The sequence below is a fragment of the Solirubrobacter soli DSM 22325 genome, from assembly GCF_000423665.1.
Lineage (GTDB): Bacteria > Actinomycetota > Thermoleophilia > Solirubrobacterales > Solirubrobacteraceae > Solirubrobacter > Solirubrobacter soli.
Genome location: NZ_KE384070.1, coordinates 383,553 through 410,094, shown reverse-complemented (window position 1 = coordinate 410,094; position 26,542 = coordinate 383,553). Strand labels below are relative to the sequence as shown.

Below are 26,542 nucleotides of genomic sequence, written 5' to 3'. Positions count from 1 at the left end.
GTGCGAGCACCGCACCGACACTCCTTGCATCGATGGTCCACCGCGCTTGAGCTGGCGGTGCGAGGGCGGTGCGTTCCAGACGGCGTACCGGGTCCGCGTCGACGGGCTGTGGGACAGCGGGCGGGTGGAGTCCTCGAACACGGTGGATGTCGTGTACGGAGGGCCTTCGCTGCCTCCGTGCGGCGAGTTCACCTGGACCGTCGAGGTGTGGGACGGCCCTGTCTCGTCGGTGAGCGCTCCGGCGCGGTTCCGGACGGGGCCTGCGTGGACGGCTCAGTGGATCCTGCGGGACCGGACGCACGATCCGGCGATGCCGGTCCCCGGTACCGACGAGGAGCTCGACGAGTCCGATCCGATGATGCGGCGGCTGACGCCGTGTCCCTACTTGCGGCGGGAGTTCGTGCTGAGCGGGGCGGTGCGGCGGGCTGTGGTCTATGCGACCGCGCGCGGCGTGTTCGAGCTCTCCGTGAACGGAGCGCGGGTGGGTGACGCGGTGCTCGCGCCCGGGTGGACCGACTATCGGAAGCGGATCGAGTACGCGACGTATGACGTGACGGGGCTGGTGCGGCCGGGCTCGAACGCCTTGGAGGCAGTGCTCGGCGATGGCTGGTACGCGGGGTTCGTGGGCTTCGACGCGCGCCGGCCGGGCAACCACTACGGGGCCGAGCCGGAGCTGCTGTGCGAGCTGCACGTCGAGTACGCGGACGGCGCGTCGTGCGTGATCGCATCCGATTCCGCGTGGACGGCGTGTACGGGGCCGATCGTCTACTCGGACCTGCTGATGGGCGAGCGCCACGACGCGCGGCGCGGCCTCGGGCGGGCGCATCCGGTCCTGACGCGGCCGCTCGACGACGTCCTGCTGGTGCCGGAGCGGGCGCAGCCGATCCGCGTGACCGAGGACGTCGAGTCCGTCTCCGTGACCGGGCGCATCGTCGACTTCGGGCAGAACATGGTCGGGTGGGCGCGGCTGCGGGTCTCGGGGGAGCGGGGCACGCGGGTGCAGCTGCGCTTCGCCGAGGCGCTGGAGGCCGACGGCTCGCTGTACGTGGCCAATCTGCGGGGCGCTCGCCAGCTCGACACGTACGTGTTGTCCGGGGAGGGCGTCGAGGAGTGGGAGCCGCGCTTCACGTTCCACGGGTTCCGCTACGTGGAGGTCACGGGCGTGGACGAGTTCTCGCTGACCGGTCGCGTCGTCGGATCCGACACGCCGGCGGCGGGCTCGTTCGAGTGCTCGGACGAGCTCGTCAACCAGCTCTGGCGCAACATCCGCTGGGGCCAGCGCGGCAACTTCCTCTCGGTGCCGACCGACTGCCCGCAACGCGACGAGCGGCTCGGCTGGCTCGCGGACGCGCAGGTCTTCCTCCCCACCGCGATGCTCAACATGGACGTCGCCGCGTTCATCACCAAGTGGGGCGACGACATCCTCGACGCCCAATTCCCCGACGGCGCCTACCCCGACGTCGCGCCGCGGCTGGTCATGGAGCGCGAGGGCGCGGCCGCCTGGGCCGACGCGGGTGTGATCGTGCCCTGGCTGATGTGGCAGCGCTACGGCGACGTGCGCTTCGTGGAGCGTCATTGGGACGCGATGGAGCGGTGGATGGCGTACCTCGTGCGCCACAACCCCGACCTGCTGTGGACGGCGCGGCGCGGAAACGATTACGGCGACTGGCTGTCGGTGGGTGCGCAGACGCCGCGGGACGTGCTCGCGACCGCCTATTGGGCCTATGACGCCTCGTTGATGGCCTCGATGGCGGGGGTGTTGGGACGTGTCGAGCGCGTCGAGCACTACGAGCGGCTGCGCAGTGGCATCGTCGCGGCGTTCAACCGCGCCTACGTGGGTGAGGACGCCTACATCGAGGGCGACACGCAGACCGTCTACCTGCTCGCGCTGCGCATGGGCCTGCTGGCGGAGGAGCTGCGCCCGCGCGCCGCGGCGCGGCTGGTCGAGAACATCGCCCGCAACGACGGACACCTGACGACGGGGTTCGTGGGCGTCGGGCTCCTGTGTCCCGTGCTGAGCGAGTACGGGTACAGCGACGTCGCGCACCGGCTGCTGCGTGCTGACACGTTCCCCTCATGGGGCTACTCGATCCGGCATGGCGCGACGACGATCTGGGAGCGCTGGGACGGCTGGACCGAGGACGCCGGCTTCCAGACCCCGATGATGAACTCGTTCAACCACTACTCGCTCGGGTCGGTCGGGCAGTGGCTCTACGAGAACGTGGCGGGCATCCGGCCGGCCGCGCCCGGGTACGCGCGGGTGCTGATCGCGCCTGAGCCCGGTGAGCTCTCGTGGGCTCGCGCGGTGTATCGCTCGGTGCGCGGACCGATCGAGTCGTCGTGGCGCCGGACCGGTGACGCGATCGAGCTCGAGGTCTCGATCCCCGCCAACGTGAGCGCCACCGTGATCGTTCCCGGCTCCTCGCCGGTCGAGGTCGGCCCGGGGAGGCACCACCTCGGCGGTGTGAGGACAACCCCACCCCGAGACGCCCGGACTCCCCACTGATCGCGGGTTCGCGGCGCCCTAGCTTGGCGGCATGCTCCGCTCCGCTCTCCTCCTCCCCGCCGCCTTCGCCGCCATCGCCCTGACCGGCTGTGACCTCGCCGACGACGGTGCCCGCGTCAGCCAGACCCGCGACGTCGACACCTTCACCAAGATCGACAACGACAGCTCCGTCGACGTCCGCCTGCACGTCGGTGAACCCCAACGCGTCCGTGTTCGCGCGGGCGAGAAAGTCATCGACGACGTCCACACCGACGTCCGCGACGGCGTCCTGCGCGTCCGCTTCGACCACTCCGGCTTCGGCGGCCGCCACGTCGTCGTCGAAGCCTCCGTCCCCGCGCTCGACGGCATCAACGTCTCCGGCTCGGGCGACGTCGACGCCGACGGCATCCGCTCCGACGCCTTCGAGGTCCGCAACGACGGCTCCGCCGACGTGTCACTGAGCGGCTCCACCGGCCGCCTCGCCGTGAACCTCGACGGCTCCGGCGACGCGAACGTCGCCGGCCTCGCGGCCCAGGCCGCCCGCGTCCACGTCAGCGGCTCCGGCGACGCCAACGTCCGCGCCGACGATCGCCTCGACCTCAAGCTCGACGGCTCCGGCGACATCAAGTACGCCGGCAACCCCCAGATCACGAAGAACGACGACGGCTCAGGCGACGTCAAGCACGTCGACTGAGCATCATCCGTCGGCATGGACCTCGAGCAGCTCGTCGCGATCGACGTGCACGTCCACGCCGAGCGCAACGCGGACGAGCCGCAGGACCCCGTCACCGGCGAGGTCCTGGCGGCGGCCGCCCGCTACTTCGGCGGGTCGCCGCCGCAGCCGACCGCGGAGGAGGTCGCGACCTACTACCGCGAGCGCAGGATCGCCGCGGTCATCTTCACCGTCGACGACGAGGCGGGGATGGGGCGCAAGCGGCTGGGCAACGACGAGGTGCTGGCAGCCGCCGCGAACAACCCCGACATCCTGATCGGATTCGCCTCGGTCGATCCGCACAAGGGCAAGCTCGCGGTGCGCGAGGCGCGGGAGCTGATCGAGCGGGGCGCGCGCGGCTTCAAGTTCCATCCCAACACGCAGGCGTTCTGGCCCAACGACCGTGAGTGGTATCCGCTCTACGAGGTCATCGCCGACGCCGGCCTGATCGCGCTCTTCCACTCCGGCACGACCGGGATCGGCGCCGGCATGCCCGGCGGTGGCGGCGTGCGCCTGAAGTACTCCAACCCGATGTGCGTGGACGACGTCGCCGCCGACTTCCCCGGCCTGGACATCATCCTCGCCCACCCGAGCTTCCCGTGGCAGGACGAGGCGCTGGCGATCGCCGTCCACAAGCCGAATGTGTACATCGACCTGTCGGGCTGGTCGCCGAAGTACTTCCCGGAGAACCTGATCCGCTACACCAACGGGCCGCTCAAGCACAAGATGCTGTTCGGCTCGGACTACCCGCTGATCACGCCCGACCGCTGGCTGGCCGACTTCGCTCAACTGCCGATCAAGGACGAGGTGCGCCCGCTGGTGCTCAGGGAGAACGCCGCGCGCCTGCTCGGCATCGGCTGACACCCACCGCCGTACTGCGCGATCAGGGATCGCCGGAGCGTGTCGAGGGGATCCTCGCGTGGCGCGCCGTAGAGGCCGACGATCATCTGCCGGAACTCGCGCATGCGCGTCTCGTGCGAGGGGGTCGTGGTCGCGTCCGCCGCCGGTGCGAGCGCGATGGTGAGCGCGATCGTCATCGCGGCGGCGCTGAGTCGGTTGAAGGTCATGCGCCGACCGTCGCGCAGCCGTGTTGCAGCGTTGCTGCACGGTTGTTTCAGCGGTAGCGTCTGCCCGAGGGCGCGATGGACTTCCGCATACTCGGGCCGCTCGTCGTGAGCGGCATACCCGATGCGCCGCCGCTTCGCCAGGCCAAACCCCGAGCGGTGCTGGCCATGCTGCTGCTCAACGCGAACGAGCCCGTGAGCGCCGAACGGCTCGCCACCGCGGTCTGGGGAGCCGACGCCCCACACGGCGCCGGCCGCACCGTGCACGTCTACATCTCACGCCTGCGGAAGGCGCTCGGAGACCCGGACCGGATCGCCCGGACGCCCGCCGGGTACCGCCTGCGGGTCGCTCCCGACGAGCTCGACGTCGAACGGTTCGAGCGGGCGCTCGCCGAAGGGCGGCGAATGCTCGCAACCGGTCAGGCAGAAGCGGCGCGCCGCCGGCTGACGGACGCGCTCGTCACCTGGCGCGGGCCGCCGCTGCCCGAGCTCGAGGACGTCGCGCGGGCGGAGATCGCGCGTCTGGAGGAGCAACGGCTCGTCGCGCACGAGGCTCGGGTCGAGGCCGACCTCGCGCTCGGCGACCACGCGGACGCGATCGCCGCACTGACCCGCCTGCGGGCCGAGCACCCGACGCGCGAGCGCTTGACGGCGCTGTTGATGCTCGCGCTCTACCGCAGCGAGCGACAGGTCGAGGCGCTCGAGGTCTATCAGGACGTGCGCCGCGAACTCGTCGAGGAGGCGGGCCTGGAGCCAGGGCCGGCGCTGCAGCAGTTGCAGCGCGATGTCCTCGCCCACGCGACGTCGCTCGACGTTCGGCCCCCACAGCCGCCGTTGATCGGCCGCGACGCGGAGCTCGACCGCCTCCGCGCGCACTGGGCCGCCGCCCGCGCGGGGCAGGGCCACGTGGTCGCGCTCGTCGGGCCTTCCGGCATCGGCAAGACGCGCCTGGCCGCCGAGCTCGCCTATGAGGTACGCCTCGCCGGTCACGCGGTCGGCGATCTGGACGGCCCGGTCACCCGCCCGACGCTCGTCGTCGTCGACGGCGCCGCCCCGGCCGAGGACGTCTCCCACATGCCGGTGCTCGTGATCGCCTGCGTGCGCGAGGCGCCGAGTACGCCCGACGCGGTCGAGCTCGCGCCGCTGGGCCACGAAGCGGTCGCGACGATCGCGCCCGACGTGCCGACCGACTGGCTGCTCGCGGCCAGCGACGGCGTGCCGCGCCGCGTGCACGAACAGGCACGCCGGTTCGTCCAGCGCGAGGCGGAGCGCCGCGCCGCCGCCGCGGTGGAGCGCACCGCGGCGGGCCGCGCCGGGCTGCGCGCCGCCGAAGCCGAGTTGACGGGGCGTCTGGTGGAGCTCGAGGCGGCCTCCGGGCCCGGCTTGCCGGACGAGTCCGAGATGGTCTGTCCGTACAAAGGGCTCGCCGCGTTCGACGTCGACGACGCGCCGTACTTCTTCGGTCGCGAACGGTTGGTGGCCGAGCTCGTCACCCGCCTGGTGGGCGCGCCTCTGCTCGGAGTGGTGGGACCCTCGGGCAGCGGCAAGTCCTCGGTCGTCCGAGCGGGGCTGTTGCCGGCGCTGGCGCGCGGGGTGCTCCCGGGCAGCGCGGGCTGGCACCAGGCGATCATCCGCCCCGGGGAACACCCGCTGCGAGCCTTCGACCGGGCAGCCGATGGCGACCGCATGCTGCTGGCGGTCGACCAGTTCGAGGAGACGTTCACCGTCTGCTCCGACGACGCGGAGCGCGAGGCGTTCGTCGCGAGGCTGCTCGAAGGTCCGCAGATCGTCGTGCTGGCCATCCGCGCCGACTGTTACGGACGCTGCGGTGCGTACCCGCGGTTGGCTCGGGAGCTCGCGGCGCACCACGTGCTCGTCAGCCCGATGCGCCGCGACGAGTACCACCGCGCCGTCGAGGCCCCCGCGGCCCGCGCCGGGCTATCGGTCGAGCCCGGCCTGACCGACGCGCTGGTCGCCGACGTGGAACGCGAGCCGGGCGCGCTGCCGCTGCTCTCGACGGCGCTGCTCGAGCTCTGGCAGCGCCGGGACGGGCGGCGGCTGCGCCTGGCGACGTACGAGGACACCGGCGGCGTGCGTGGGGCGGTCGCGCGACATGCCGAGGAGGCGTTCGCGCGGCTCGACCCGTCGCAGCAGGCGCAGGCGCGCTCGGTCCTGCTGCGGCTGGCGACCGAGGGCGTGGACGGAGCCAGCGAGCGCCGGCGCGTGCGCACGGACGAGTTCGAGGACGCCGGCATCGTCGGCTTGCTCGCGGCCGAGCGCCTGCTCACGGTCAGCGAGGGCCACGTCGAGCTCGCGCACGAGGCGCTGCTGCGAGAGTGGCCGCGGCTGCGCGGCTGGCTCGAGGAGGACGCGGAGGGCCGCCGGCTCCAGCGCCGGATCGCCGATGCGGCCCGCGAGTGGAGCGCGGGCGGGCGCGATCCGACCGACCTCTACCGCGGCGCACGGCTCTCCGCCGCGCTCGAGTGGCGCGGCGCCCACGAGGACTGGCTGAACCACGTCGAGCGCGAGTTCCTCGACGACAGCCACGCCGCCGAGCGGCGCCACGCCCGCACCCACCGGCAGACCGTCGCGGGCGCGATCGCCGTGTTGGCGCTCGTCGCCGCGGTCTCGACGGCGTTCGCGGTCCGCGGCGTCCAGCGCGGGCGGCGCGAGCGCCGCTCCGAGGTCTCCCGCGCGCTGGCCGCGCAGGCGCGCGCACACCTCGACGACAACGTGGCCCTCTCCGGCCTGCTCGGGCTGGAGGCCTACCGGATCGAGCCTACGATCGAGGCTCGCAGCGCGGCCCTGTCGGTGCTGCCCGCGTTGACCTCATACCACCGCCTCGGCGCGCTGCACCACGGAGCCGGCCTGGGTGGCGTCACGATCAGCCCGGACGGGCGGACGCTGGCGACCGCCGCCGATGACGGCGTGTGGCTCTGGGACCTGGCGACGCGTCGGCCGCTCAGCCCGCCGCTCTCGGGACACCACGGAGCGCAGGTGATCGACGTGGCGTTCAGCCACGACGGCCGGTTGCTGGCCAGCGGAGGCGCCGACGGGACAGCGCGGGTGTGGAGCGTCGCCCGGCTTGTCCCGGTGACGCCTCCGCTGCCGATCGAGGCCGACGACGTCAACGGCGTCGCCTTCAGCCCGGACGATCGCATGCTCGTGGCGGCCGGAGGTGGCGCTCTGGACGCCGCGGATCCCCCGAATGAGGGTTCCTTCAGGCTGTGGCACATGCCGTCCGGACGACCGGCGGGCCCGCCGATCCACTTCCCCGTGCACACGTTCAATTACGTCGGGTTCAGCCCGGACGGCACGCGTCTGGAACTCGGTAGCGGTCCCACCGTGCGACTTTGGGACGTGGCGCGTCGACGAGAGGCGGCAGCGACGCGCATCCCCGCGTCGTCGGACAACATCGCGTTCAGCCCGGACGGATCGACGTTCGCGACGGTCGGTGACTTCGGCGACGTCCGCCTCTGGAACTCGGCGTCGTTCAGTCCCATCGGCGGTCTGCTCCGAGGACACATCGGCATCCTCCACGCCGCGGCGTTCAGCCCGGATGGCCGCGTGCTGGCCACGGGCGGGGACGACGCGACCGTCCGAGTATGGGACGTGGCCACAGGACGGCCGCTGCAGGTGTTGGACAACGACACGGACTCGCAGGACCAAGCGAACGGTTTGGGACGCGTCGCGGCCATCCGCGACATCGCCTTCGCTCCGCGCGGAGGTGTGGTGGCGGCCGCCGGCGAGTCCGGTGACGTCCAGCTGTGGGATCTCCGGCGAGGCCGCCGACTCAGCGGCGCGCTCACCGGCCACCGCGGATGGGTGCGCGGCGTCGCGTTCACGGCCGACGGCGCCCCCGTGTCCGGTGGCGTCGACGGATTACTGCAGTTCGGCCGGTCGCGGCCCATCGCCGCCGGCGCCGAGATCTTGGGCGTCGCCGCCAGTCCGGACAGGCGAACGGTCGCGATCGCGGGCAACGACGGTCTGCTGGCGCTCTACGACGCGAAGACGCACGAACCGCTCGGCCGGCCGCTGCGTGGGCACGCAGGCGCCGTGGAGGCTGTGGCATTCGACGCCGACGGCCGCACGTTGGCGAGCGGCGGCGCCGACGGAACCGTCCGCCTGTGGGACGTCGAGCATCACACGGCGATCGGCGCGCCGCTGCAACCCGACGCCGGGCCCGTCCGAAGTGTCGCGTTCGCCCTGAAAGGCGCCACTCTGGCGATCGCCGCGGGGACGGGACCCATCCGGCTCTGGGACGTCGAACGCCGGCGTCCGATCGGCCTGCCGCTGCAAGGACCGGTGGGCTTCACGAACGCGCTCGCGTTCTCCCCGGATGGAGGGGTCCTCGCGAGCGCGGGGCGCGACAGGACCGTCTGGCTCTGGGATGCGGACCGCCGCCGCCCGCTCGGGCCGCCGCTCACCGGACACACCGGTGTCATCGAGGCTGTGGCCTTCAGCCGTGACGGACGGACGTTGGCGACCGCCGGCGACGATCACACGATCCGCCTGTGGGACGTGGGCACGGGCCAGGCCCTCGGCCTTCCGCTTCGCGACCACGGCGCGGGGGTCAGCGCGCTGGCGTTCGATCCCCGCCGCGACGCCTTGGCCAGCGCGGGCCAGGACGCGACCGTGCGTCTATGGGACCCGGTGCTCTGGACCCGCGACGCCGATGCGCTCCGCGCCCGCGTGTGCTCCACGCTCGAGCGCGACCTGACGCGCGGCGAGTGGGCCCAGTTCCTCCCGGGCCGGCCGTATCACAAGACCTGTGCCTAAGGTTCGAGATGCCGGCACCGTGAAGGGGGTGTGATGCTCCGCTCCCGCATAGCGAAACACCAGCAGCACACCCCCCACCAACGCGCCGATTCGAGCGTGCGTTCGACCAGACCAGTCACCAAGTGCCAGTCGCGCGCGGGACGACGGTGCCGCACTTGCGGGCGACGCAGAAGCCGGCACCCTCCGAGGACGTCGTCGAGCCGTCGTCGAGCGTCGTGACGAACGTCGGGCGGGCGGAGCGTTTGCCGGCGAGCAGGTCCGGGGTGAAGGTGGCGGCGAAGGCGCGGACGGTGACGCTGTCCGGCATGGCGGCGCGTTCGCGGCGGCCCTCAGTACGTGCTGGGCATGCCGACGAGCCCCGCGGGAGCCGCGGTGTGCGCGATCGCCTTCGGCCGGCTGCGATAGGCCACAGCCGTCCACTCGAGGCCACCGACATCGGTCAGCCGCACGACGGACAGCGGCGTGCCGGGGCTGGCCTTCAGCAACGACATCGCTTGCCGGATCGGGCGCGGGAGGTCGGCGACGCGCTCCGCGGGAGCGACGGGTGGTGGCACCGAGACCTCGTCGCGACGCGGCCACAACACGAAGGCGAGCACCAGTACGACCGGGACGACCGTGAGCGCGGCTGACCCGCGCGCCAGCACCGCCTCGCGCTCGACGTCGGGCAAGCCGGAGAGCAGGAGCACGGCGCGCGGCTCCTCGAGCAGCGCCTCGACACGCTCCAGCGCCTCGTCCTCGACGCTGACCGGCCCCAAGCCCAGCCGCGCCCGCGCGCGGCGATCCACGGCGCCACGCCGATGTAGGTCGGCCAGCTTGGCGTGCGCGATCGCGAACAGCCACGCGACCGGCTCGCGCACGGCCACTCCGCGATGGCACCATCGCCGCCGACCAGGGCGCCCGGCTGCTGCGCGCCGACGTCGACACCGCGCTGCTGGCCCGCCAGACGATGGCGGTGATGGACGGCCTCGAGCTGCAGTTCCTGCTCTCCTCGGGCGAGGTGGACATCGTCACCCCGCTGACGGCGTGGCTCGAACCGTTCTATGAAAGCTCAGGGTCGCACCCCGGGTAGCTTCTACGACAGCGTGTAGTAGGTGTTGACGCCATGAACCGACACACGTTCAAGTTCGCACTCGCGCTCAGCACCGGCGCACTACTCGCCACCGCCGGCGCCGCCCACGCGGCCACGGAGTACACCCTCGAAGTCGTCACCCCGCCCGCCGTCAACGGGTCACAGAACGCCCCGCTCAACGCGATCAATCCGTTCGGCGCGGTGGTCGGCTCGGCGCGCTTCCCGGGCGTGCCCGAGGTCCAGCCGACGATCCGCAAGGACTACCTTCGGCTCTCGATCGGCGGCGACGCGTCCGGCCGGAAGCACAAGGGCGAGGCGTTCGGGATCAACCGGCTGGGCAACGTCGTCGGCTACATGCAGTCGACCGTCAGCGGCCTCAAGCGCCCGTACCTCTGGGAGTCCACGAGCAGGCGCGAGCTCCCGATCTTCCCCGGCCTCGACGTCGTCCCGCGCGACATCGACGACAACGGGAACATCGTCGGCGCCGCGTCCAGCGATACCGGCGCGAGCACGGCGTTCCTGTACAGCCCGAGTGGGAACCTCGTCGGCCTGCCGGCGGTGACCGGCGGCAAGGTCGCCAAGGCCAACGACATCAATGACAACGGGCTCGTGGTCGGCCAGTCGGACGGGTTCGCCACGAGCTGGCCGCGCGGCGTCCCGACCAAGCTCGGTGCCCTGCCGGGCTCGACCAGCAACGAGGCGCTGAAGTCCAACATCGGCGACACGGCCGTCGGACTCGCGACGCTGGCGGACGGCGGGCATCGCGCGGTGCTCTTCGCCGGCGGCACGGCGACCGACCTCCACTTCCCGGCCGCCGGCACGGCGGCGGACGTGCGCGCCAACTCGATCAACGACGCCGGCACGGTCGTCGGCACCGGCGACGTGTCCACGGGCGCGACCGCGGTCCGCTACATGGGCGGCCAGGTCGTCGACCTCAACACGCTGATCCCATCGGGCAGCGGCCTGACGCTCCGCACCGCCACCGACGTCAACGACGACGGCCAGATCGCCGGCAGCGCCACGCCGGCCTCTGACCCCAACGCCGTCGTGGGCTACGTGCTGACGCCCGTTCGCTGAGCGCACACTCGTTCGCTCCTTGACACATCGTTCGCTGAGGAGGAGACTTCTCAGCGAACGAGTGTGCGGTATGCGAACGAGGAGACGCTCTTGAGCACTCGCAACCTGGCAGACGAAGACCTCACGAATGCCGTCCTGGCGTCGTTCGAGGGCGCGAAGACCGATCGCTTCAAGACGATCGCCGACAGCCTGGTCAAGCACCTGCACGCGTTCGCGAGCGAGGTGCAGCTGACCGAAGAGGAGTGGTTCGCGGGGATCGACTTCCTTACTCGCACCGGCCACATCACCGACGACAAGCGCCAGGAGTTCGTGCTGCTGTCCGACGTGCTCGGGCTGTCGATGCTGGTCGTGGGGATCAACAACCGACATGCGCCAGGGGCGACCGAGTCGACGGTGTTCGGCCCCTTCTTCGTCGAGGACTCGCCGGCGTTCGACAACGGCGACGACATCGCCAAGGGGTTCAGCGGCGAACCGTGTTTCGTCGCCGGGCGGGTCATAGACGTGGAAGGCGACCCGGTCGCCGGTGCGCGCGTCGAGGCCTGGCAGGCGGACGACGCCGGCTTCTATGACGTTCAAACCGGCGACGAGCCGAAGGGCCGCGGACACTTCTTCACCGACGAGGAGGGGCGGTTCTCGTTCTGGTCGGTCAAACCCGAGGCCTACCCGATCCCGGCCGACGGCCCCGTGGGCGACCTGCTCACCGCCGGCGGGCGCGGGCCGATGCGCCCGGCGCACATCCACTTCATGGTCACCGCCGAGGGCTACCAGCGGCTGATCACCCACGTCTTCGTCGAGGGCGACGAGTACCTGGACTCCGACGCCGTCTTCGGCGTGCGCAGCGCCCTGATCGCCCCGTTCGTGCGCGACGGGGACCACTGGACGATGAGCTACGACCTCGTGCTGGCACGGGCATGATCGAGACCGACGTCCTGATCGTCGGCTCCGGCCCGGCCGGCAGCTCGAGCGCGCTCTTCCTGAGCACCTACGGCGTACAGAACATGGTGATCACGAAGTACCGCTGGACGGCGAACACGCCGCGCGCGCACATCACCAACCAGCGGGCCGTCGAGATCATGCGCGACATGGGCCTCGAGGACGAGGTCAAGGCCAAGGGCGTGCCGCAGCCGCTGATGGGCGACACGGTGTTCTGCACCAGCCTCGCGGGCGACGAGCTCGCCCGCCTGCACACCTGGGGCACGCACCCGCAGCGCCTGGCCGACTACACGCTCGCGAGCCCCTGCATCCACTACGACCTGCCGCAGGACATCTTCGAGCCGATCATCCTCGGCGAGGCGGCCCGGCGAGGCTCGCGGGTCCGCTTCGACACCGAGTACCTCTCGCACGTCCAGGACGCCGACGGCGTCACCGTGCGGGTGCGCGACCGGATCGACGAGCGCGAGTACGAGATCCGCGCCAAGTACCTGATCGGGGCCGATGGCGGGCGCTCGAAGATCGCCCAGGACATCGGGTTGCCGATGGAGGGCGTGATGGATTGGGCGGGGTCGATGAACATCGTCTTCCACGCCGACCTGTCCAAGTACGTCGCCCACCGCCCGAGCGTCCTGTACTGGATCATGCAGCCGGGCGCCGACATCGGCGGCATCGGCATGGGCCTCGTGCGGATGGTGCGCCCGTGGGACGAGTGGCTGATCGTCTGGGGCTACGACATCAACGAGCCGCCGCCGTTCGTGGATGAGGAGGTCGCGACGCGCGTCGTCCACAACCTCGTCGGCGACGACACGATCGACGTCACGCTGCGCTCCACATCCCTCTGGGGCAACAACAAGATGTACGCCAAGCGCTACGTCGAGGGTCGCGTGTACTGCATGGGCGACGCCTGCCACCGGCACCCGCCGAGCAACGGCCTCGGCTCGAACACGTCGATCGCCGACGCGTACAACCTGGCGTGGAAGCTCGCGCTGGTGCTGGAGGGTAAGGCCTCACCTTCGCTGCTGGACTCCTACGACGCCGAGCGCGCGCCGATCGGCGAGCAGATCGTCCTGCGCGCGAACAAGTCGATCGAGGAGTTCGGGCCGATCTTCGACGCGCTCGGCCTGCTCGGCACATCGGATCCCGAGCAGATGCGGGCGAACATGGAGATCCGCAAGGAGAACTCCCCGCGCGGGGCCGAGGCGCGCGCGAAGCTGAAGGCCGCCATCGAGCTCAAGAACTACGAGTTCAACGCGCACGGGGTCGAGCTCGGGCATCGCTACCGCTCCACCGCGGTGGTCGTGGACGGGACGCCGGAGCCGGAGTTCAGCCGCGACCCGGAGCTGTACTACCACCCCACGACCTGGCCGGGCGCTCGGCTGCCGCACGCGTGGCTCGAGCACCACGGCGAACGCGTCTCGACGCACGACCTCGCCGGCAAGGGCCGCTTCGCGCTGCTGACCGGCATCGGCGGCGAAGGCTGGGTGGAGGCGGCCGCGGCGATCTCCGAACGGACCGGCGTCGAGATCGCGGCGTACGTGATCGGTCCCGCGCGGGACGCCCACGACATCTATGACGACTGGGCGCGGGCGCGGGAAGTGGAGGAATCGGGATGCGTGCTCGTGCGCCCGGATGCGCACGTGGCGTGGCGGTCGCACACGGCCGCGGAGGACCCGACGGCGGAGCTCGGGCGGGTGATGGAGAGCCTGCTCGGCATCGAGGTTCCGGTGGGAGGAGAGAGATGATCAAGCGTGAGTCCGCGGCGCCGGTGAGCGCCGGCTCCGCGGATGCCACTGCCGACATCGTCGTGGTCGGCGGTGGCGGCGGCGGGCTGCCCGCGGCGCTGTTCGCGCGCTGGCTGGGCGACGAGGTGATCCTGCTCGAGAAGGCGCCCGAGCTCGGCGGCACGGCCAAGAAGGCGGCGTTCTGGTACTGGGTGCCGAACAACCGCCACATGCAGGCCGCGGGGATCGAGGATCCCGAGGAGGACTTCCTGCACTACACGGCGCGGCTCTCGCGCCCGCAGCAGTACGACCCGAACAGCCCCACGCTGGGGCTGAACGAGTGGGAGCACGCGCAGATCCGCGCGATCTACGAGAGCGCGTCCCCGGCCGCCGAGCTGTTGGCCGAACGCGATGCCCTCCCCTACCGCTGGTGCGAGGCCGTGCCGGACTACTGGTCCGAGCTGCCGCAGGACAAGGCGCCGACCGGGCGCGTGCTCGTGCCCGAGGGCGCTCGCGCGACGATGTCCGACGGCGGGCAGGTCGGCATCCGCACGATGAGCGCCGCGGCCGCGCGCGACGGGGTCGACATCCGCACCTCGCACCGCGTGCAGCGACTCGTGATCGAGGGCGGCGCGGTCGTCGGCGTCGAGGCCACCAACGCCGACGGTGAGACCGTGCGAGTCCGTGCACGCAAGGCCGTGATCTTCGCCTCCGGCGGCTTCACCCACGACGCCGAGCTGCGCGCGAACTTCCTGTCGGCGCCGGTCTACGGCGGCTGCGCGGCGATCACCAACGAAGGCGACTTCGTGCGGATCGGCAGCAGCGCCGGAGCGCAGCTGCGCAACATGAACCAGGCCTGGATGTGCCCGGTGCCGCTCGAGGCCGCGGTCGACCGCGACCCGGCGCTGTCGGGGATGTTCAGCGTCGCCGGGGACTCGATGCTGTTCGTCGACAAGACCGGCCGCCGCGTGGTCAACGAGAAGCTGCCGTACAACGAGCTGGCGCAGATGTTCTTCCAGTGGGACCCGCTGCGCGGCGAGTACCCGAACCTGGTGCTGATCCAGGTCTGGGACCAGCGCGCGCAGGAGCACTCGGCCAGCGACGAGTACGGGCGCCTGATCGTGGGCGACACCGGCGCGAGCGACGCCCACGTGCTGCGCGGGGAGACGCTGGAGGAACTGGGTGTGGCGGTGCGCGAACGGCTGGCGCACTACGCCGGCGTGACCGGCGGGCTCGCCCTCACCGACGACTGGGCGGCGACGCTCCAAGCCTCCATCGCCCGCTTCAACGAGCTCGCCGCGACCGGCGTCGACGCGGACTTCGGCCGCGGCGAGCGCGCCGTCCAGCAGCTCTTCAACGGCGACGTCAAAGAGGAGCCGGGCCGCACCAACGCGACCATGTGGCCGCTGAGCGCCGAAGGCCCCTACTACGCCGCGCTCGTCACCGGCGGCACGCTGGACACCAAGGGTGGCCCGAAGGCGACGCCCGACGGCCAGGTCGTCGACGACCTCGACCAGCCGATCCCGGGGTTGTACGGCGTCGGGAACTGCGTCGCGTCACCGAGCGCCCGCGCGTACTGGGCCGGCGGCGCCACGCTCGGCCCGATCATCGCCTTCGCCTACCGAGCCGCCAACGCGGCACACCTGGAGCCTGTCCGCGAGGAGGAGCACGCATGGCACTGACGCGCCAGACGATGACCGACGAGCAGCGCAAGTCGGTCGCGCTGGAGTACCTGAAGGCGTTCGACAACGGCGGGGTGACATCGACCGGCGAGAGCATCCTCGAGCTGTTCGCCACCGACGCCCAGGTGTACTTCCCGAAGTGGGGGATCGCCAACGGGCGCGAGGAGATCGGGACGATGTTCGGCGAGGTCGGATCGAAGCTGAAGGCGATCCGCCACGACTACGCGAACTTCAACTGGATCTTCGGCGGCGGCGACACGATCGTCGCCGAGGGCACGTCCTACGGCGAACACGAGGACGGTCCGTGGCGTGCCGATGTGCCCGCCTGGGGAGCGGGCCGCTGGTGCGACGTCTTCGAGATCCGCGACTTCCAGATCCAGCGCTGCTTCATCTACCTCGACCCGGACTACGCGGGTGGCGACAAGGGACGCTATCCCTGGCTCGCCGACCGGTGACGTCCGGCTGCAGGGCCTGGAGCGCGGCCTCGCCGTGATCCAGGCCTTCGGCCACGACACGCCCTCGATGACGCTGAGCGAGGTCGCGCGCCAGACCGACATGTCGCGCGCGACCGCGCGTCGCATCCTGCTCACGCTCGAGGCGCTCGGTTTCGTGCGCTCCGACGGCCGCCGGTTCGCGCTGAGCCCACGGGTCCTCTCGCTCGGCTGGTCGTATCTGAGCTCGCTCAACCTGTGGGAGATCGCGCGGCCGTTCATGCAGGACCTCTCGGCGGAGGTGCAGGAGACGTGCTCGGCCTGCACGCTCGACCTGCCGGACATCGTCTTCGTCGCGCGGGTGCCGACGAAGCGGATCCTGATGATGTCGCTGGGCGTCGGCTCGCGGCTCCCCGCCTACGCGACCGCGATGGGCCGCGTGCTGCTGGCCGCGCTCCCCGAAGAGCACGTCGCCGAGCATCTCGAAGCCACGGACCTCGCACCGCTCACGCACCGCACGACGACCGACCCGGAACGCCTGCGGGCGATCGTCGGCGCCGTCCGCGAACAGGGCTTCGCGCTGGTGGACGAGGAGCTCGAGCTCGGCCTGCGCTCGCTGTCGGTGCCGCTGCGCACGATGGACGGCCGCACGCTCGCCGCCCTGAACCTCTGCGCCGCCACCGCGCGGGTCTCGGTCGAGGAGATGCACGCCCGCCACCTCCCCGCGATGCGGCGGACGGCGTGCGCGATCTCCAACGCGTGGACCGTCCACCCCGCCGTCTGATGCGGATCGGATTCGGCCTCCCGGTCTCGGGTCCCTGGGCGACGCCGGAGACGATCCTGCATGTCGCCCGCCGCGCCGAGGAGCTCGGATACGCATCGCTGTGGACGTTCCAGCGTGTGCTCTCCACCGACGAGCACCGATCCGTGCTCGACCCGGTCCTCCCGCTCGCGTACGCCGCGGCCCACACCGAGCGGATCCGGCTCGGTACCGCGACCATCTGCGCCCCGTTCACGCCGCCGGCGCTGCTCGCGAAGACGCTGACATCGCTGGACGTACTGTCCGGCGGCCGGCTCACCGTGGGGCTCGGGATGGGCTGGATGCCGGAGGAATACGCCGCCGCCGGCGTGCCCTACCGGCGGCGCGGCGCGCGCATGGACGAGTACCTGCGCTGCCTGCACACGCTCTGGACGCAGGACCCCGTCGAGTTCGCGGGCGAGTTCTATACCGTGCCGCGTTCCTTCGTGGGTCCGAAGCCCGTGCAGCGGCCGCATCCCCCGGTGTTGCTGGGCGGCGCCGCCGCGCCCGCGCTGCGCCGCGCGGGCCGCCTCGCCCAGGGGTGGATCGCCTCGAGCAAACATGAGCTCGGCGATCTCCGCGCCTCGATCGAGACGGTGCGTGAGGCCGCGCGAGACCCTGACGCCGTGCAGATCGTGGTCCGCCGGACGCTCGAGACGATGCCGCCGCTGGAGGAGCTGGCGGCGCTGGGCGTCAGCGAGGTCATCCTCGACCTCAACCTGTCGTCCGGCGCCGACGATCCCGACGACGTGCTCGAAGCCTTCGCTACGCGGCCTCGACCTTCGGCATGATGTCCTCCTTCAGGCGCTTGAGGTCGTCCAGCGTCTTGGCGACCGGCACGTCCGTGAACGGCGGCCACAGCATCGGCATGTCCAGGCCGGCTTCCTTGTAGCGCTTGAGCGTCTCGGTGATCTGGTCGGCACTGCCGACGAGGATGTTGGTGCCCTTGCCCGCGGGCGTCTGGTCCATGTCCTGATCGGTGATCACGAACCAGATCATGCTGCTCATCTCGATGTCGTCGATCGAGCGGCCCAGCTCCTCGAGCTCGCGCCCGATCTCGCCGCGCCACCGCGCGAGCTCCTCGGGCGTGTCCTGGATGCCGATCCAGCCCGCCAGGTTGTACTTCGCGACACGCCGGGCGGAACGCTTCGGGTCCTTGAGCCCGCTGAACCAGATCGGCATCGGGTCCTGGAGGGGCTTGGCGCCGAACCCGCAGCGGTCGAAGTCGGCGAACTCCCCGTGGTACTCGAAGAGGTCGTTCGACCAGATGCCCTGCATGATCTCGATCGACTCGCGCACGTGCTTGTGGCGCTTGGGGAAGATGTGCGACACGCTCGCGGCCGCGAACTCCTCGGGCATCCACCCCGCGCCGACGCCCACGTTGAGCCGGCCGTTGGAGAGGTGGTCGACCGTGGCGAGCTCCGCGGCCAGCACGCCCGGCGCTCGGAACGGCGTGTCGGTGATGCTCATCCCGATGCGCACCTTCTGCGTCTTGGCCGCCAGCCACGGGATCAGCGGCCAGCCCTGGTACCACTCGCCGCGCGAGGTCACCGGCAGCTGCTTGGGGAACTCGTCCATCATCCCGAACGAGTACTGCAGCTCCCCGCGATCGGACACTTCCGGGACGACGATCCGGTCCAGCGTCCAGACCGAGTCGAAGTCGAGCTCCTCGGCGAGCGCGGTGAGGTCCTCGAGCTCCTTGATCGTGACCTTGTCACGGAAGTTCGGCAGGTACAGCGCGAGCTTCATCTGGGACGGCCTCCTCCTCGTGGGAACGCGAACGTAACAGTTCTCACGCGCGGAGTTCTCGCTTTACAACCTTCCCGTAATTGTTGGTCGGCAAGGCGTCGAGGAAGCGATATTCCTTCGGGCGCTTGTAGCGGGCGATGCGCTCCAGGCAGGCGCGGTCGAGCTCCTCGATCGATGGTGGCGCGTCGGCGGGCACGACGAAGGCGATCACCGATTCGCCCCACTCCGGATCGGGCCGTCCGACCACGGCCACGTCGCGGACGCCCGGGTGATGGAGCAGCGCCTCCTCGACCTCGCGCGGGTAGATGTTCATGCCGCCGCTGATGATCAGGTCCTTCGAGCGGTCGTGCAGCGTCAGATACCCGTGCGCGTCGAGGCTGCCGAGGTCGCCGGTGTGCAACCAGCCGCCGCGCAGCGTCTCGGCGGTGGCCTCGGGCTGGTTCCAGTAGCCGGCCATCACGACGTCGCCACGGACCACCACCTCGCCGATCTCCCCGACGCCGAGCTCGCGGTCGGACTCGTCGACGACGCGGACCTCCACGTCGGTGCGGGCACGCCCGACGCTCTGCAGGCGCGCCGGGTCGCGGTCGACGTGATCGGCCTTGGAGAGCGCGGTGATCGTCATCGGCGACTCGCCCTGCCCGTAGATCTGGGCCAGCCGCGGACCGAAGCGGTCGAGCGCGACCTCGAGGTCGGCGAGGTACATCGGCGCGCCGCCGTAGATGATCGTCTTCAGGTTCGCCGGATCGTCGAGGTCCAGTCGCTTGATCATCGTCGGCGCGGCGAAGAACGACGCGCCCGGCCAGCGCTCGAGCAGCCCGCCGATCTCCTCCTCGCCCGGCATCACGCTCACCGCGCCCTGGGCGACGTGCGGCAGTCCGTAGAGCCCGGCGCCGTGCGACAGCGGCGCGACCTGGAGGATGCTGTCGCCGGGGCTCACCGCGTCGATGTCGGCGTAGTAGGAGAGCGACATCAGCAGCAGGTTGCGGTTGGTGAGCGTCGCGCCCTTGGGCCGGCCGGTCGTGCCGCTCGTGTAGAACAGCCACGCCGGGTCGTCGGGCGCGCGGTCGACGAGCGCAGCGGGCGACGACGCCGTCAGCTCCTCCCACCGCTCGCCGGGCGCGATGAGCGCGTTCTCGACGTCGTCGGCGTGCTCGGGGTCGGCCACGGCGAGCGCCGCGCCGCTGTCATCGACGATGTACGCGATCTCGTCGCGATGCAGGCGGGCGTTGACCGGCACGGCGACCAGTCCCGCGTGCCAGATGCCGAACAGGGCCTCGAGGTACTCCGGCCGGTTGCGCATCACGATCGCGACCCGGTCGCCGGGCTCGAGGCCGAAGCCCTGCTGCAGGCCACCGGCCACGGCGGCGGCGCGGGCGGCGAACGTCGCCCAATCGGCGTGGATCCGCTCGCCGTCGGCGATCGCCGGCGCGTCCGGCCGCAGGCGCCCATGACGCGCCACCCAGACGGCGGGATTCATCGCGCCAGCGTAACTCGCCTGCATCGGGTGATGCGACATCACCCGCGAGCGGGAACGATTGGCGGGGAATGCGGCTGACGGTCACGGCGCTGGTCCTGTTTCTCCTGATCGCAGGGAGCGCGTCTGCGGCCTGCCCCGCGGCGCGGCCGTCGGACACCCAGGCGCTGCGGGCGGAGTTGCCGGGGCGCACCGGGGTCAGCGCGCGGCCGGGCGGCAAGGTCCGCCACTGGCTCTCACCGTCCCGTGCCGGCGCGCTGCTCGTGCTCGCGGGCGCGGGCGATCGCGACGGGCGCTGCTGGCTGCAGGTGCGGCTGCCGACGCGGCCGAACGTCGCCAAGGGGTGGATCGCGGCGGACCGTGTGGTGACGACGGAGACGCCGTGGCGGATCGAGGTGCGGTTGGACGAGCGGATGGTCACGCTCCTGCGGGCGGGCAAGGTCGTGCGGCGCTATCGCGCGGTGATCGGCGCCCCGGCCACGCCGACGCCGCAAGGGCTGTTCGCGGTCGTCGAGGCGTACAAGGGGCGTCCGTCGGACTTCCTCGGCAGCTGGGTGCTGACGATCACCGCGCATAGCGACGTGCTCCAACACTTCGACGGCGGCGACGGTCGCGTGGCGCTGCACGGGCGCGGCGGCGCCAGCCTGCGCGACCCGCTCGGCAGCGCCGCCAGCCATGGCTGCGTCCGGCTGTCCAACGCCGCGATCGCCGGCATCGTGCGGCGGATCGGCGTCGCCGCGCTCCCCGGCACGCCCGTCGAGATCACCCCATCCGGATGAGGCGATGAGCGCGTGACGAGTTCAGGGTGGACGCATGCTGGTGCGGGCGTTGCTCGTCGCCGTGTTCCTCTTCACGGCACCGGCCGCGTATGCGGACCCGCTGCCCTCGGGGTCGGCGCCGCTGCCCGGGAGCACGTTCCAAGGCGGTGACGGCGCACAGGACGACACGCCGCCGTACCTCGACTGGCAAGGGCTCCAGGCGGCCGGGCGGGTCGTGCACAGCCCGGACCTCAGCGCGAGCGACACGATCTTCACCGGCGGCTCCAAGGTCCTCCTGCCCGGCGACTGGGACTTCACGACGAAGGCCGGAGGCGCCACCCCGGGCAAGGTCAACATCCTCGACGGCTGGTCGGCGGTCGACCAGCCGGCGGGCGACACGTTCCTCTACCTCGGGTTCACGCGCGAGGACGCGAGCGGGACCGCCGCGATCACGTTCGAGCTCAACCGCGACGCCCGCCTGTGGAACAACGGGCACGCGAAGATCCCGTGTCGCACGACCGGCGACCTCCTGCTGTCCACGCTGCCCCACGGCAACGACATCGAGCTCGTGCTGTTCCGGTGGACGACCACCTTGGCCGACGTCGCGACGGGATGTGCCAGAACAGGCACCGTCAAGGAGGTCACGGACCTCCCGAGCGGCACCGCTCAGGGCAACGTCAACACCTCGGCGATCACCAGCCACCTCCCGGGCGCCTATGCGCCGGGCTCGCAGATCGACACGGGCAAGTTCAGCGAGGCGGCACTGAACCTCAGCAAGCTCATCGGGCTGGCGTTCGACGACCAGTGCCTGGCGTTCGCGTCGATCTGGATGCACTCGCGGTCGTCGATCTCCGACACGTCGAACATGGATGACGTGGTGGCCCCGGTGCCGCTCAGTGTTCGCACCTGCTCGGCCTCGGGCACGAAGTTCTTCGACCTCGACGCCGACGGCGTGCGCGACGCCGGCGAGCCCGGCCTCCCGCGGTTCCTGATCTGGGCCGACTACGACAACGACGGCGTCCGCGACGCGAACGAGCCGTTCTCGGTCACCGACGCCGGCGGCCACTACGTGATCGACGACATCCAGCCGCCGTCGGGCAGCTACCGGCTGCGGGAGACGCTCGTCAACGCCGACCGTCGCCGCGTGGTTCCCAGCGGCTGGAACTGCTCGTTGCCGAACGCGAGCACACCCGGCGGCTTCGCCGACGGGCCAGGCGGGCTCTTCGGCTGCGGCTGGGGCCCGTTGAGCACCGCGACCACGCCGAACGCCCAGGGGCGCGACTTCGGCAACTGGGTGCCGGCCAGCCTCACGGTCGAGAAGCAGCTGTGGCCCGCCGACGACCCCGGGCGGTTCGACCTGATCGTCAACGGAGTCACCGTGAAGGCGGCCGCCGGCGACGGGGACACGGTCACGTTCCCCGTCCCGCCGGGGACCTACAACGTCAGCGAGTCGGCCGCCGCGGGGACCGATCCGTCGTTGTACGAGTCGACCGTCACGTGCCGCACCGTGACCCGGCGCCGCGGGATCCTGCGGTCGGGCACCGCGTGGAACGGGCTCGTGCTGCGGGCCGGCGGCCACGGGCTGTGCACGTTCACGAACACGCGCGCGGGCGCGCCGGGGATCGCGATCGAGAAGACCGGGCCGGCGATCGCGCAGGCCGGGGACACCCTCAAGTACACGCTCTTCGTGACCAATCCCGGCGACCTGCCGCTGCCCGCGAGCGGCGTCGAGGTCACCGACACCAAGTGTGACGACCCACCGCGGTTGACGACCAAGAACGGCGACGCGTCCCCGGACACGCTCGACCCGGGCGACACCTGGACCTACGCCTGCTCGCACAAGACCGCCGAGGCGGGTGACGACTGCGTGGCCACCGCGTTCACGAACGTCGCGACCGGCTCCGGCACCGTCGGCGGCGTCACGGTGTCCGACGACGGATCGATCACGACCACGATCGAGTGCCCGGACGTGCCGCCCGAGCCGCCGCTGCCCGATCCCGGGCCTGGCCCGCAGCCGGAGCCGGGCCCGACGCCGGTGCCTCCGCTCCCCGGCCCGTCGCCCGCACCGGAGCCGCCGTACGTGCCCGGTGGACCCGTGGTCCCGGACGCCGGTGAGGGCGGCGTCGCGGGCATCAGCGCGGCCAACGTCAGCTGCATCCGGCGCGCGTCCCAGCTCCAGCTCACCGGCCAGCGCATCGACCAGATCACGGTGAAGGTCGACGGCCGCCGGATCGGCACGCGGACCCTGCGGATCCTGCAGCGCCGGACGACGCTGCTGACCCGCTTCTTCACGCCGGGACGCCACTTGGTCGCGGTCCGCGTCAAGTTCCAGCGAGGGTCGGCGACGGCCCCGGTCACCCTGACCCGGACCGTCGTCGTGTGCGGCCGGCCCCAGCGGACTCCTCGCGTCACCGGCTGACCCGGTCGCTAGGGTCGAGTCGTGTGACTTCGACTCCTGAGCCGTGGCTGTGCGCGTACGGCGAGAACGCTTGGCAAACGCCGGCCCGACTGGTGCACGAGCAGACCGAGGATCCGCTCGCGCTCGGCCGCTTCACCTTGCTCGACGGGTCCGCCCCGAGCTTCAACAACCTGGTCGAGATCGACCGGCAGCTGCAGACGGTGACGCACATCGCCGCCGGCTTCGATGGTGACGTCCCCGCGATCGCCCTCGGGACCAAGCACGGCAACGCGTGCGGCGCGGCCGTGGCGGACTCGCCGATCGAGGCGACCCGGCGGATGCTGACCGGCGACACGCGGGCGATCTTCGGCGGCTGCGTGATGCTCGGCTTCGCCGTCGACGAGGCCGTCGCCGACGTCCTCGTCAACCACGAGAGCCCGGTCCGCCGGCTGCTCGACACCGTCGCCGCCGCGTCGTTCACCGACGGCGCGGTCGAGCTGCTCGCGCGCAAGCAGGGCAAGTGCCGCGTGCTCGCCAACCCGGCGCTCGGCTCGCTCGGCCGCCACTCGCTCGACACCGGGCCCCGGACCCGCCAGGTGCGTGGCGGGGTGCTCGAGCAACCCAACTACACGTTCGTGCTCGATCTGAATGACCCCGCGCTCCAGCGGTTCGGATCGCTCACCGCGGAGCAGGAACGCGACCTCGTCCTCGCCTGGGCGATCGGCTCGACCAGCAACTCCAACACGATCACGCTCGTCCGCGACGGGCAGCTGATCGGCAACGGCGTCGGCCAGCAGGACCGCGTCGGCGGCTGCGCCCTCGCGATCATGCGCGCCCGCGACGCCGGCCACGACACCGCCGGCGCCGTCGCCTTCAGCGACAGCTTCTTCCCGTTCCCCGACGGCCCGCAGCTGCTGATCGACGCCGGCGTCAAGGCCGTCTTCTGCACGAGCGGGTCGGTGCGCGACGACGTCGTGCGCCAGACGATGCTCGACGCCGGCGTCGCGGTCATGCAGCTTCCGGACCGCCAAGCGCGGGGGTTCTTCGGGCACTGACGTTCAGACCGCGACGATGACCCTGCCGGAGAGGGTGCCGGCGGCCGCCCGCGCGTGGACCGACGGCAGCTCGGCCAGCGGCACCCGCTCGGCGACGTCGACATGCAGCTCGCCGCGGTCGACGAGCTCCACCAGCCGCGCGAGCTGCTCGGCGTCGCTGCGGACGAAGACGCCGACACCGCGCACGCCGCGCTCCTCGTCGGCGGGTGTCGCGATCGTCGGCACCGTGTTCACGACGACGCCGCCCGGGGCGACCAGGGCGGCCATCGCGGCCAGCGCCTCCGGCGCGATGCGCGCGAGGTTGAGCAGCACATCGACCGGCTCGGCCGCCGTCACCGCTGTGGTGGTGTGGTCGATGACCTCGTCGGCGCCCGCGCTTCTGACGCGCTCGGCGCTGCGCGGGCTGCCGGTGGCGATGACGTGCGCTCCGGCCCACTTGGCCAGCTGGACCGCGTAGCCGCCGACCGCGCCGCCCGCTCCGTTGATCAGCACGCGCTGCCCGGCGGCCAGCCCTGCGTCGTCGAAGAGCGCTTGCCACGCCGTGAGGCCGACCATCGGCAGCGCGGCGGCGTCCGCGAGCGGGATGCTCGTGGGCGCCGCCGCGAGGATCTCGGCCGGCGCGATGACGTACTCCGCCGCGGCGCCATCGGCGGTCATCGGCAGGAAGCCGACCACCGCGTCGCCGACGGCCAGGTTCTCGACGTCCTCGCCCAGCGCGTCGACCGTGCCGGAGACCTCGATGCCCGGGATGTGCGGCAGCGTGAGCGGGAACGGCCCTTGCAGATAGCCCCCGCGGATGCCGTCGTCGACCGGGTTGAACGCGCTCGCGGCGACGCGGAGCCGGACCTCTCCGGCGCCCGGGACGGGCTGCTCCACGTCCTCGTAGCGGAGGACGTCGGGATCGCCGTACTCGTGGAAACGCACTGCCTTCATCTCAGGCCTCTTTCGGTCAATCTGCTTCGAATTTGAAGCAACTGCCGGCAGCGTAGCACTGCTTCGAATTTGAAGCAACTAGACTTTGTCCATGCCTGACGCACCGCCGTCCCTCGACCCCGTCCAGCTCGGCGCGTACTTCGCCCTCATCGAGGTCACGAGCCTCCTCCGGCACGCGGTCGAGCAGCAGTTGCGCGAGGCCGGCGACCTCAGCTACGTGCAGTTCCAGCTCCTCGCCCGCCTCGGCGACGCACCGACGGGCAGCCACCGGATGACCGACCTCGCCGACGGCGTCGTCTACAGCCGCAGCGCGCTGACGTACCAGGCGGGCCTGCTCGAGAAGGCGGGCCTGGTCACGCGCACCCAGGCATCAGATGACGAGCGCGGCACCACGGTCACCATCACCGACGCCGGACGCGCCCGGCTCGCCAAGGTGTTCCCCGGTCACATCGAGATCGTCAGGAACCTGCTGTTCGAGCCGCTCTCGCGCGAGGACGTCAAGGCCCTCGCCGACCTGCTCGCCCCGGTGCGCGACCACATGCGCTCGATCCCACCCCGCTCGGCCGCGCCCCGCCGGCGCCGCGCATGACCATGGATCGCACCCGGGCGTCGGACACAGAACGTGAACGGGTCGTCGCGATCCTGCGCGATGCGGCAACCCACGGTCGCATCGATGTCGAGGAGCTCGCCGAACGCAGCGCGGCGGCGTACGCCGCCGTCACGCGAAGCGAGCTGGCCGCGCTGATCGACGACCTGCCGGAGACGGAACCGCTTCCACCGCCGAGTCCGCGATGGGAGCCCGCTCCGCGGGCAGCATCCGCCCCGGCGTCCCCGCCCAGGTACCGCGCGGTCGCACCGCCACCGTGGGTCAAGCCGTGGCCCGACCTGCGGCCGTGGCTTCCGGGATGGCAGATGTTCTCCGCGCGCTGGAGGACCCCAGCCGACCCGCGTGAGGCGGGCCGGATCGTCGCCGACCACGTCGTGCCGCTCTTCACGCGAGCGTCCTACGCCATCGTGCACCGCACGGCCGACGAGCTGCTTCTGCAGAACGAGCGAGGCGACACGGTGACCATCGAGATGGCGAGTCGCCCCGATCACACCGAGACGCACATCTGGGGCGTCGCGCCGCGCGGCGTTCGGCAGGGCCTGCGGCGGATCTCCCGCTAGTCGAAGTCGAAGATGCTGTTCTGGTCGTAGAAGGTCAGGACGTAGCGGCACTGGGTGCAGATGAGCAGCACCTTGATGTGGGTCGAGAAGCCCCAGCGGGTGTCGGTGCGCTCTTCTTCGCGTTGATAGTCGAGGTTGCCGCAGAGCGGGCAGGGCGGGAGGTCCATGCCGCCATGATCGCTCACCTGAGCGTTTGGGGCGTTGCGAACCAGTTGCTCCAAAGCGCTGCATTCGCCGGATATCGGCGATGACT

The 26,542-nt window shown here is 71.5% G+C and carries 23 protein-coding genes; 16 read left to right on the top strand and 7 right to left on the bottom strand.

Annotated features, from left to right (window positions below; all coding sequences use genetic code 11):
- The first annotated feature begins 46 nt into the window (after window positions 1–46).
- From G569_RS54065 to G569_RS0134795, 3 genes are read left to right on the top strand one after another with little or no spacing between them, the layout of a single operon-like run.
- Window positions 47–2,506 (top strand): family 78 glycoside hydrolase catalytic domain, encoded by a 2,460-nt coding sequence (locus G569_RS54065; protein WP_053227428.1) that lies wholly within the window; start codon window positions 47–49, stop codon window positions 2,504–2,506.
- Window positions 2,507–2,537: 31 nt separating this feature from the next.
- Window positions 2,538–3,179, top strand: a complete 642-nt coding sequence (locus G569_RS59600; RefSeq protein WP_028066843.1) for a head GIN domain-containing protein — start codon at window positions 2,538–2,540, stop codon at window positions 3,177–3,179.
- Between the two features lie 15 nt (window positions 3,180–3,194).
- On the top strand, window positions 3,195–4,058 hold the full coding sequence (locus G569_RS0134795; RefSeq protein ID WP_028066842.1) for an amidohydrolase family protein: 864 nt from the start codon (window positions 3,195–3,197) through the stop codon (window positions 4,056–4,058).
- On the opposite strand, the gene G569_RS0134790 is transcribed toward G569_RS0134795, so the two are convergent.
- A complete protein-coding gene (locus G569_RS0134790; RefSeq protein WP_028066841.1) occupies window positions 3,983–4,264 on the bottom strand; it encodes a hypothetical protein in 282 nt (93 codons plus the stop codon). The two genes, G569_RS0134795 and G569_RS0134790, sit on opposite strands and share 76 nt — an antisense overlap.
- 75 nt (window positions 4,265–4,339) lie before the next feature.
- On the opposite strand from G569_RS0134790, the gene G569_RS54055 reads away from it, so the two are divergent.
- Window positions 4,340–9,040: an nSTAND1 domain-containing NTPase gene (locus G569_RS54055; RefSeq protein ID WP_084286037.1), complete on the top strand. Its 4,701-nt coding sequence runs from the start codon at window positions 4,340–4,342 to the stop codon at window positions 9,038–9,040.
- Window positions 9,041–9,155: 115 nt separating this feature from the next.
- Here the strand turns inward: G569_RS54055 and G569_RS0134780 are convergent, their stop codons facing one another.
- A complete protein-coding gene (locus G569_RS0134780; protein ID WP_028066840.1) occupies window positions 9,156–9,347 on the bottom strand; it encodes a hypothetical protein in 192 nt (63 codons plus the stop codon).
- A gap of 22 nt (window positions 9,348–9,369) precedes the next feature.
- Window positions 9,370–9,903: an RNA polymerase sigma factor gene (locus tag G569_RS0134775; protein ID WP_028066839.1), complete on the bottom strand. Its 534-nt coding sequence runs from the start codon at window positions 9,901–9,903 to the stop codon at window positions 9,370–9,372.
- Window positions 9,904–10,142: 239 nt separating this feature from the next.
- Here G569_RS0134775 and G569_RS0134765 point away from each other — a divergent pair, with 239 nt between their 5' ends.
- The 7 genes from G569_RS0134765 to G569_RS0134735 all read left to right on the top strand — a co-directional run bounded on the left by G569_RS0134765 (window position 10,143) and on the right by G569_RS0134735 (window position 17,543).
- Window positions 10,143–11,186 (top strand): hypothetical protein, encoded by a 1,044-nt coding sequence (locus tag G569_RS0134765; RefSeq protein ID WP_028066838.1) that lies wholly within the window; start codon window positions 10,143–10,145, stop codon window positions 11,184–11,186.
- Between the two features lie 90 nt (window positions 11,187–11,276).
- Window positions 11,277–12,101, top strand: coding sequence for an intradiol ring-cleavage dioxygenase (locus G569_RS0134760; RefSeq protein WP_028066837.1), 825 nt, complete (start codon window positions 11,277–11,279; stop codon window positions 12,099–12,101).
- Window positions 12,098–13,861 (top strand): FAD-dependent oxidoreductase, encoded by a 1,764-nt coding sequence (locus tag G569_RS0134755; protein ID WP_037501186.1) that lies wholly within the window; start codon window positions 12,098–12,100, stop codon window positions 13,859–13,861. Before G569_RS0134760 ends, G569_RS0134755 begins: the two co-directional genes overlap by 4 nt.
- Window positions 13,858–15,522, top strand: a complete 1,665-nt coding sequence (locus G569_RS54050; protein WP_037501184.1) for an FAD-dependent oxidoreductase — start codon at window positions 13,858–13,860, stop codon at window positions 15,520–15,522. Before G569_RS0134755 ends, G569_RS54050 begins: the two co-directional genes overlap by 4 nt.
- Entirely contained in the window at window positions 15,513–15,977 is a 465-nt protein-coding gene (locus G569_RS64920) for a nuclear transport factor 2 family protein (protein WP_028066835.1), read from the top strand. Before G569_RS54050 ends, G569_RS64920 begins: the two co-directional genes overlap by 10 nt.
- On the top strand, window positions 15,937–16,737 hold the full coding sequence (locus tag G569_RS0134740; RefSeq protein WP_053227426.1) for an IclR family transcriptional regulator domain-containing protein: 801 nt from the start codon (window positions 15,937–15,939) through the stop codon (window positions 16,735–16,737). The genes G569_RS64920 and G569_RS0134740 overlap by 41 nt, the downstream gene beginning before the upstream one ends.
- Window positions 16,737–17,543 (top strand): TIGR03619 family F420-dependent LLM class oxidoreductase, encoded by an 807-nt coding sequence (locus G569_RS0134735; RefSeq protein WP_028066833.1) that lies wholly within the window; start codon window positions 16,737–16,739, stop codon window positions 17,541–17,543. The genes G569_RS0134740 and G569_RS0134735 overlap by 1 nt, the downstream gene beginning before the upstream one ends.
- Here G569_RS0134735 and G569_RS0134730 read toward each other — a convergent pair.
- Both G569_RS0134730 and G569_RS0134725 read right to left on the bottom strand, forming a co-directional pair.
- Entirely contained in the window at window positions 17,518–18,501 is a 984-nt protein-coding gene (locus tag G569_RS0134730) for an LLM class flavin-dependent oxidoreductase (RefSeq protein WP_028066832.1), read from the bottom strand. The two genes, G569_RS0134735 and G569_RS0134730, sit on opposite strands and share 26 nt — an antisense overlap.
- A 43-nt stretch (window positions 18,502–18,544) precedes the next feature.
- Complete coding sequence (locus G569_RS0134725; RefSeq protein ID WP_028066831.1) at window positions 18,545–19,981, bottom strand: AMP-binding protein; 1,437 nt, start codon at window positions 19,979–19,981, stop codon at window positions 18,545–18,547.
- A 68-nt stretch (window positions 19,982–20,049) separates the two neighbouring features.
- Here G569_RS0134725 and G569_RS54045 point away from each other — a divergent pair, with 68 nt between their 5' ends.
- From G569_RS54045 to G569_RS0134710, 3 genes are read left to right on the top strand one after another with little or no spacing between them, the layout of a single operon-like run.
- Window positions 20,050–20,757: a L,D-transpeptidase gene (locus G569_RS54045; protein WP_053227425.1), complete on the top strand. Its 708-nt coding sequence runs from the start codon at window positions 20,050–20,052 to the stop codon at window positions 20,755–20,757.
- A gap of 34 nt (window positions 20,758–20,791) precedes the next feature.
- Window positions 20,792–23,155, top strand: coding sequence for a CLIPPER-2 domain-containing protein (locus G569_RS0134715; RefSeq protein WP_028066830.1), 2,364 nt, complete (start codon window positions 20,792–20,794; stop codon window positions 23,153–23,155).
- 23 nt (window positions 23,156–23,178) lie between these two features.
- Window positions 23,179–24,189 (top strand): hypothetical protein, encoded by a 1,011-nt coding sequence (locus G569_RS0134710; protein ID WP_169542307.1) that lies wholly within the window; start codon window positions 23,179–23,181, stop codon window positions 24,187–24,189.
- 3 nt (window positions 24,190–24,192) lie between these two features.
- Here G569_RS0134710 and G569_RS0134705 read toward each other — a convergent pair whose 3' ends face one another.
- Window positions 24,193–25,122 (bottom strand): NADP-dependent oxidoreductase, encoded by a 930-nt coding sequence (locus G569_RS0134705; protein ID WP_028066828.1) that lies wholly within the window; start codon window positions 25,120–25,122, stop codon window positions 24,193–24,195.
- 91 nt (window positions 25,123–25,213) lie between these two features.
- On the opposite strand from G569_RS0134705, the gene G569_RS0134700 reads away from it, so the two are divergent.
- Window positions 25,214–25,711 (top strand): MarR family winged helix-turn-helix transcriptional regulator, encoded by a 498-nt coding sequence (locus G569_RS0134700; RefSeq protein ID WP_028066827.1) that lies wholly within the window; start codon window positions 25,214–25,216, stop codon window positions 25,709–25,711.
- A 2-nt stretch (window positions 25,712–25,713) separates the two neighbouring features.
- The gene (locus G569_RS54040) at window positions 25,714–26,289 is read left to right on the top strand and encodes a DUF1707 SHOCT-like domain-containing protein (RefSeq protein WP_053227424.1); all 576 of its coding nucleotides are present in this window, start codon (window positions 25,714–25,716) and stop codon (window positions 26,287–26,289) included.
- Here G569_RS54040 and G569_RS64190 read toward each other — a convergent pair.
- Window positions 26,286–26,456 (bottom strand): hypothetical protein, encoded by a 171-nt coding sequence (locus G569_RS64190; RefSeq protein WP_169542306.1) that lies wholly within the window; start codon window positions 26,454–26,456, stop codon window positions 26,286–26,288. The two genes, G569_RS54040 and G569_RS64190, sit on opposite strands and share 4 nt — an antisense overlap.
- Window positions 26,457–26,542 lie beyond the last annotated feature (86 nt).

Coding starts and splice junctions, on each gene's coding strand:
- G569_RS59600 (WP_028066843.1), top strand. CDS start 2,538: ATGCTCCGCTCCGCTCTCCTCCTCCCCGCCGCCTTCGCCGCCATCGCC.
- G569_RS0134795 (WP_028066842.1), top strand. CDS start 3,195: ATGGACCTCGAGCAGCTCGTCGCGATCGACGTGCACGTCCACGCCGAG.
- G569_RS0134790 (WP_028066841.1), bottom strand. CDS start 4,264: ATGACCTTCAACCGACTCAGCGCCGCCGCGATGACGATCGCGCTCACC.
- G569_RS54055 (WP_084286037.1), top strand. CDS start 4,340: ATGGACTTCCGCATACTCGGGCCGCTCGTCGTGAGCGGCATACCCGAT.
- G569_RS0134780 (WP_028066840.1), bottom strand. CDS start 9,347: ATGCCGGACAGCGTCACCGTCCGCGCCTTCGCCGCCACCTTCACCCCG.
- G569_RS0134765 (WP_028066838.1), top strand. CDS start 10,143: ATGAACCGACACACGTTCAAGTTCGCACTCGCGCTCAGCACCGGCGCA.
- G569_RS0134755 (WP_037501186.1), top strand. CDS start 12,098: ATGATCGAGACCGACGTCCTGATCGTCGGCTCCGGCCCGGCCGGCAGC.
- G569_RS54050 (WP_037501184.1), top strand. CDS start 13,858: ATGATCAAGCGTGAGTCCGCGGCGCCGGTGAGCGCCGGCTCCGCGGAT.
- G569_RS64920 (WP_028066835.1), top strand. CDS start 15,513: ATGGCACTGACGCGCCAGACGATGACCGACGAGCAGCGCAAGTCGGTC.
- G569_RS0134735 (WP_028066833.1), top strand. CDS start 16,737: ATGCGGATCGGATTCGGCCTCCCGGTCTCGGGTCCCTGGGCGACGCCG.
- G569_RS0134730 (WP_028066832.1), bottom strand. CDS start 18,501: ATGAAGCTCGCGCTGTACCTGCCGAACTTCCGTGACAAGGTCACGATC.
- G569_RS0134725 (WP_028066831.1), bottom strand. CDS start 19,981: ATGAATCCCGCCGTCTGGGTGGCGCGTCATGGGCGCCTGCGGCCGGAC.
- G569_RS54045 (WP_053227425.1), top strand. CDS start 20,050: ATGCGGCTGACGGTCACGGCGCTGGTCCTGTTTCTCCTGATCGCAGGG.
- G569_RS0134715 (WP_028066830.1), top strand. CDS start 20,792: ATGCTGGTGCGGGCGTTGCTCGTCGCCGTGTTCCTCTTCACGGCACCG.
- G569_RS0134705 (WP_028066828.1), bottom strand. CDS start 25,122: ATGAAGGCAGTGCGTTTCCACGAGTACGGCGATCCCGACGTCCTCCGC.
- G569_RS0134700 (WP_028066827.1), top strand. CDS start 25,214: ATGCCTGACGCACCGCCGTCCCTCGACCCCGTCCAGCTCGGCGCGTAC.
- G569_RS54040 (WP_053227424.1), top strand. CDS start 25,714: ATGGATCGCACCCGGGCGTCGGACACAGAACGTGAACGGGTCGTCGCG.
- G569_RS64190 (WP_169542306.1), bottom strand. CDS start 26,456: ATGGACCTCCCGCCCTGCCCGCTCTGCGGCAACCTCGACTATCAACGC.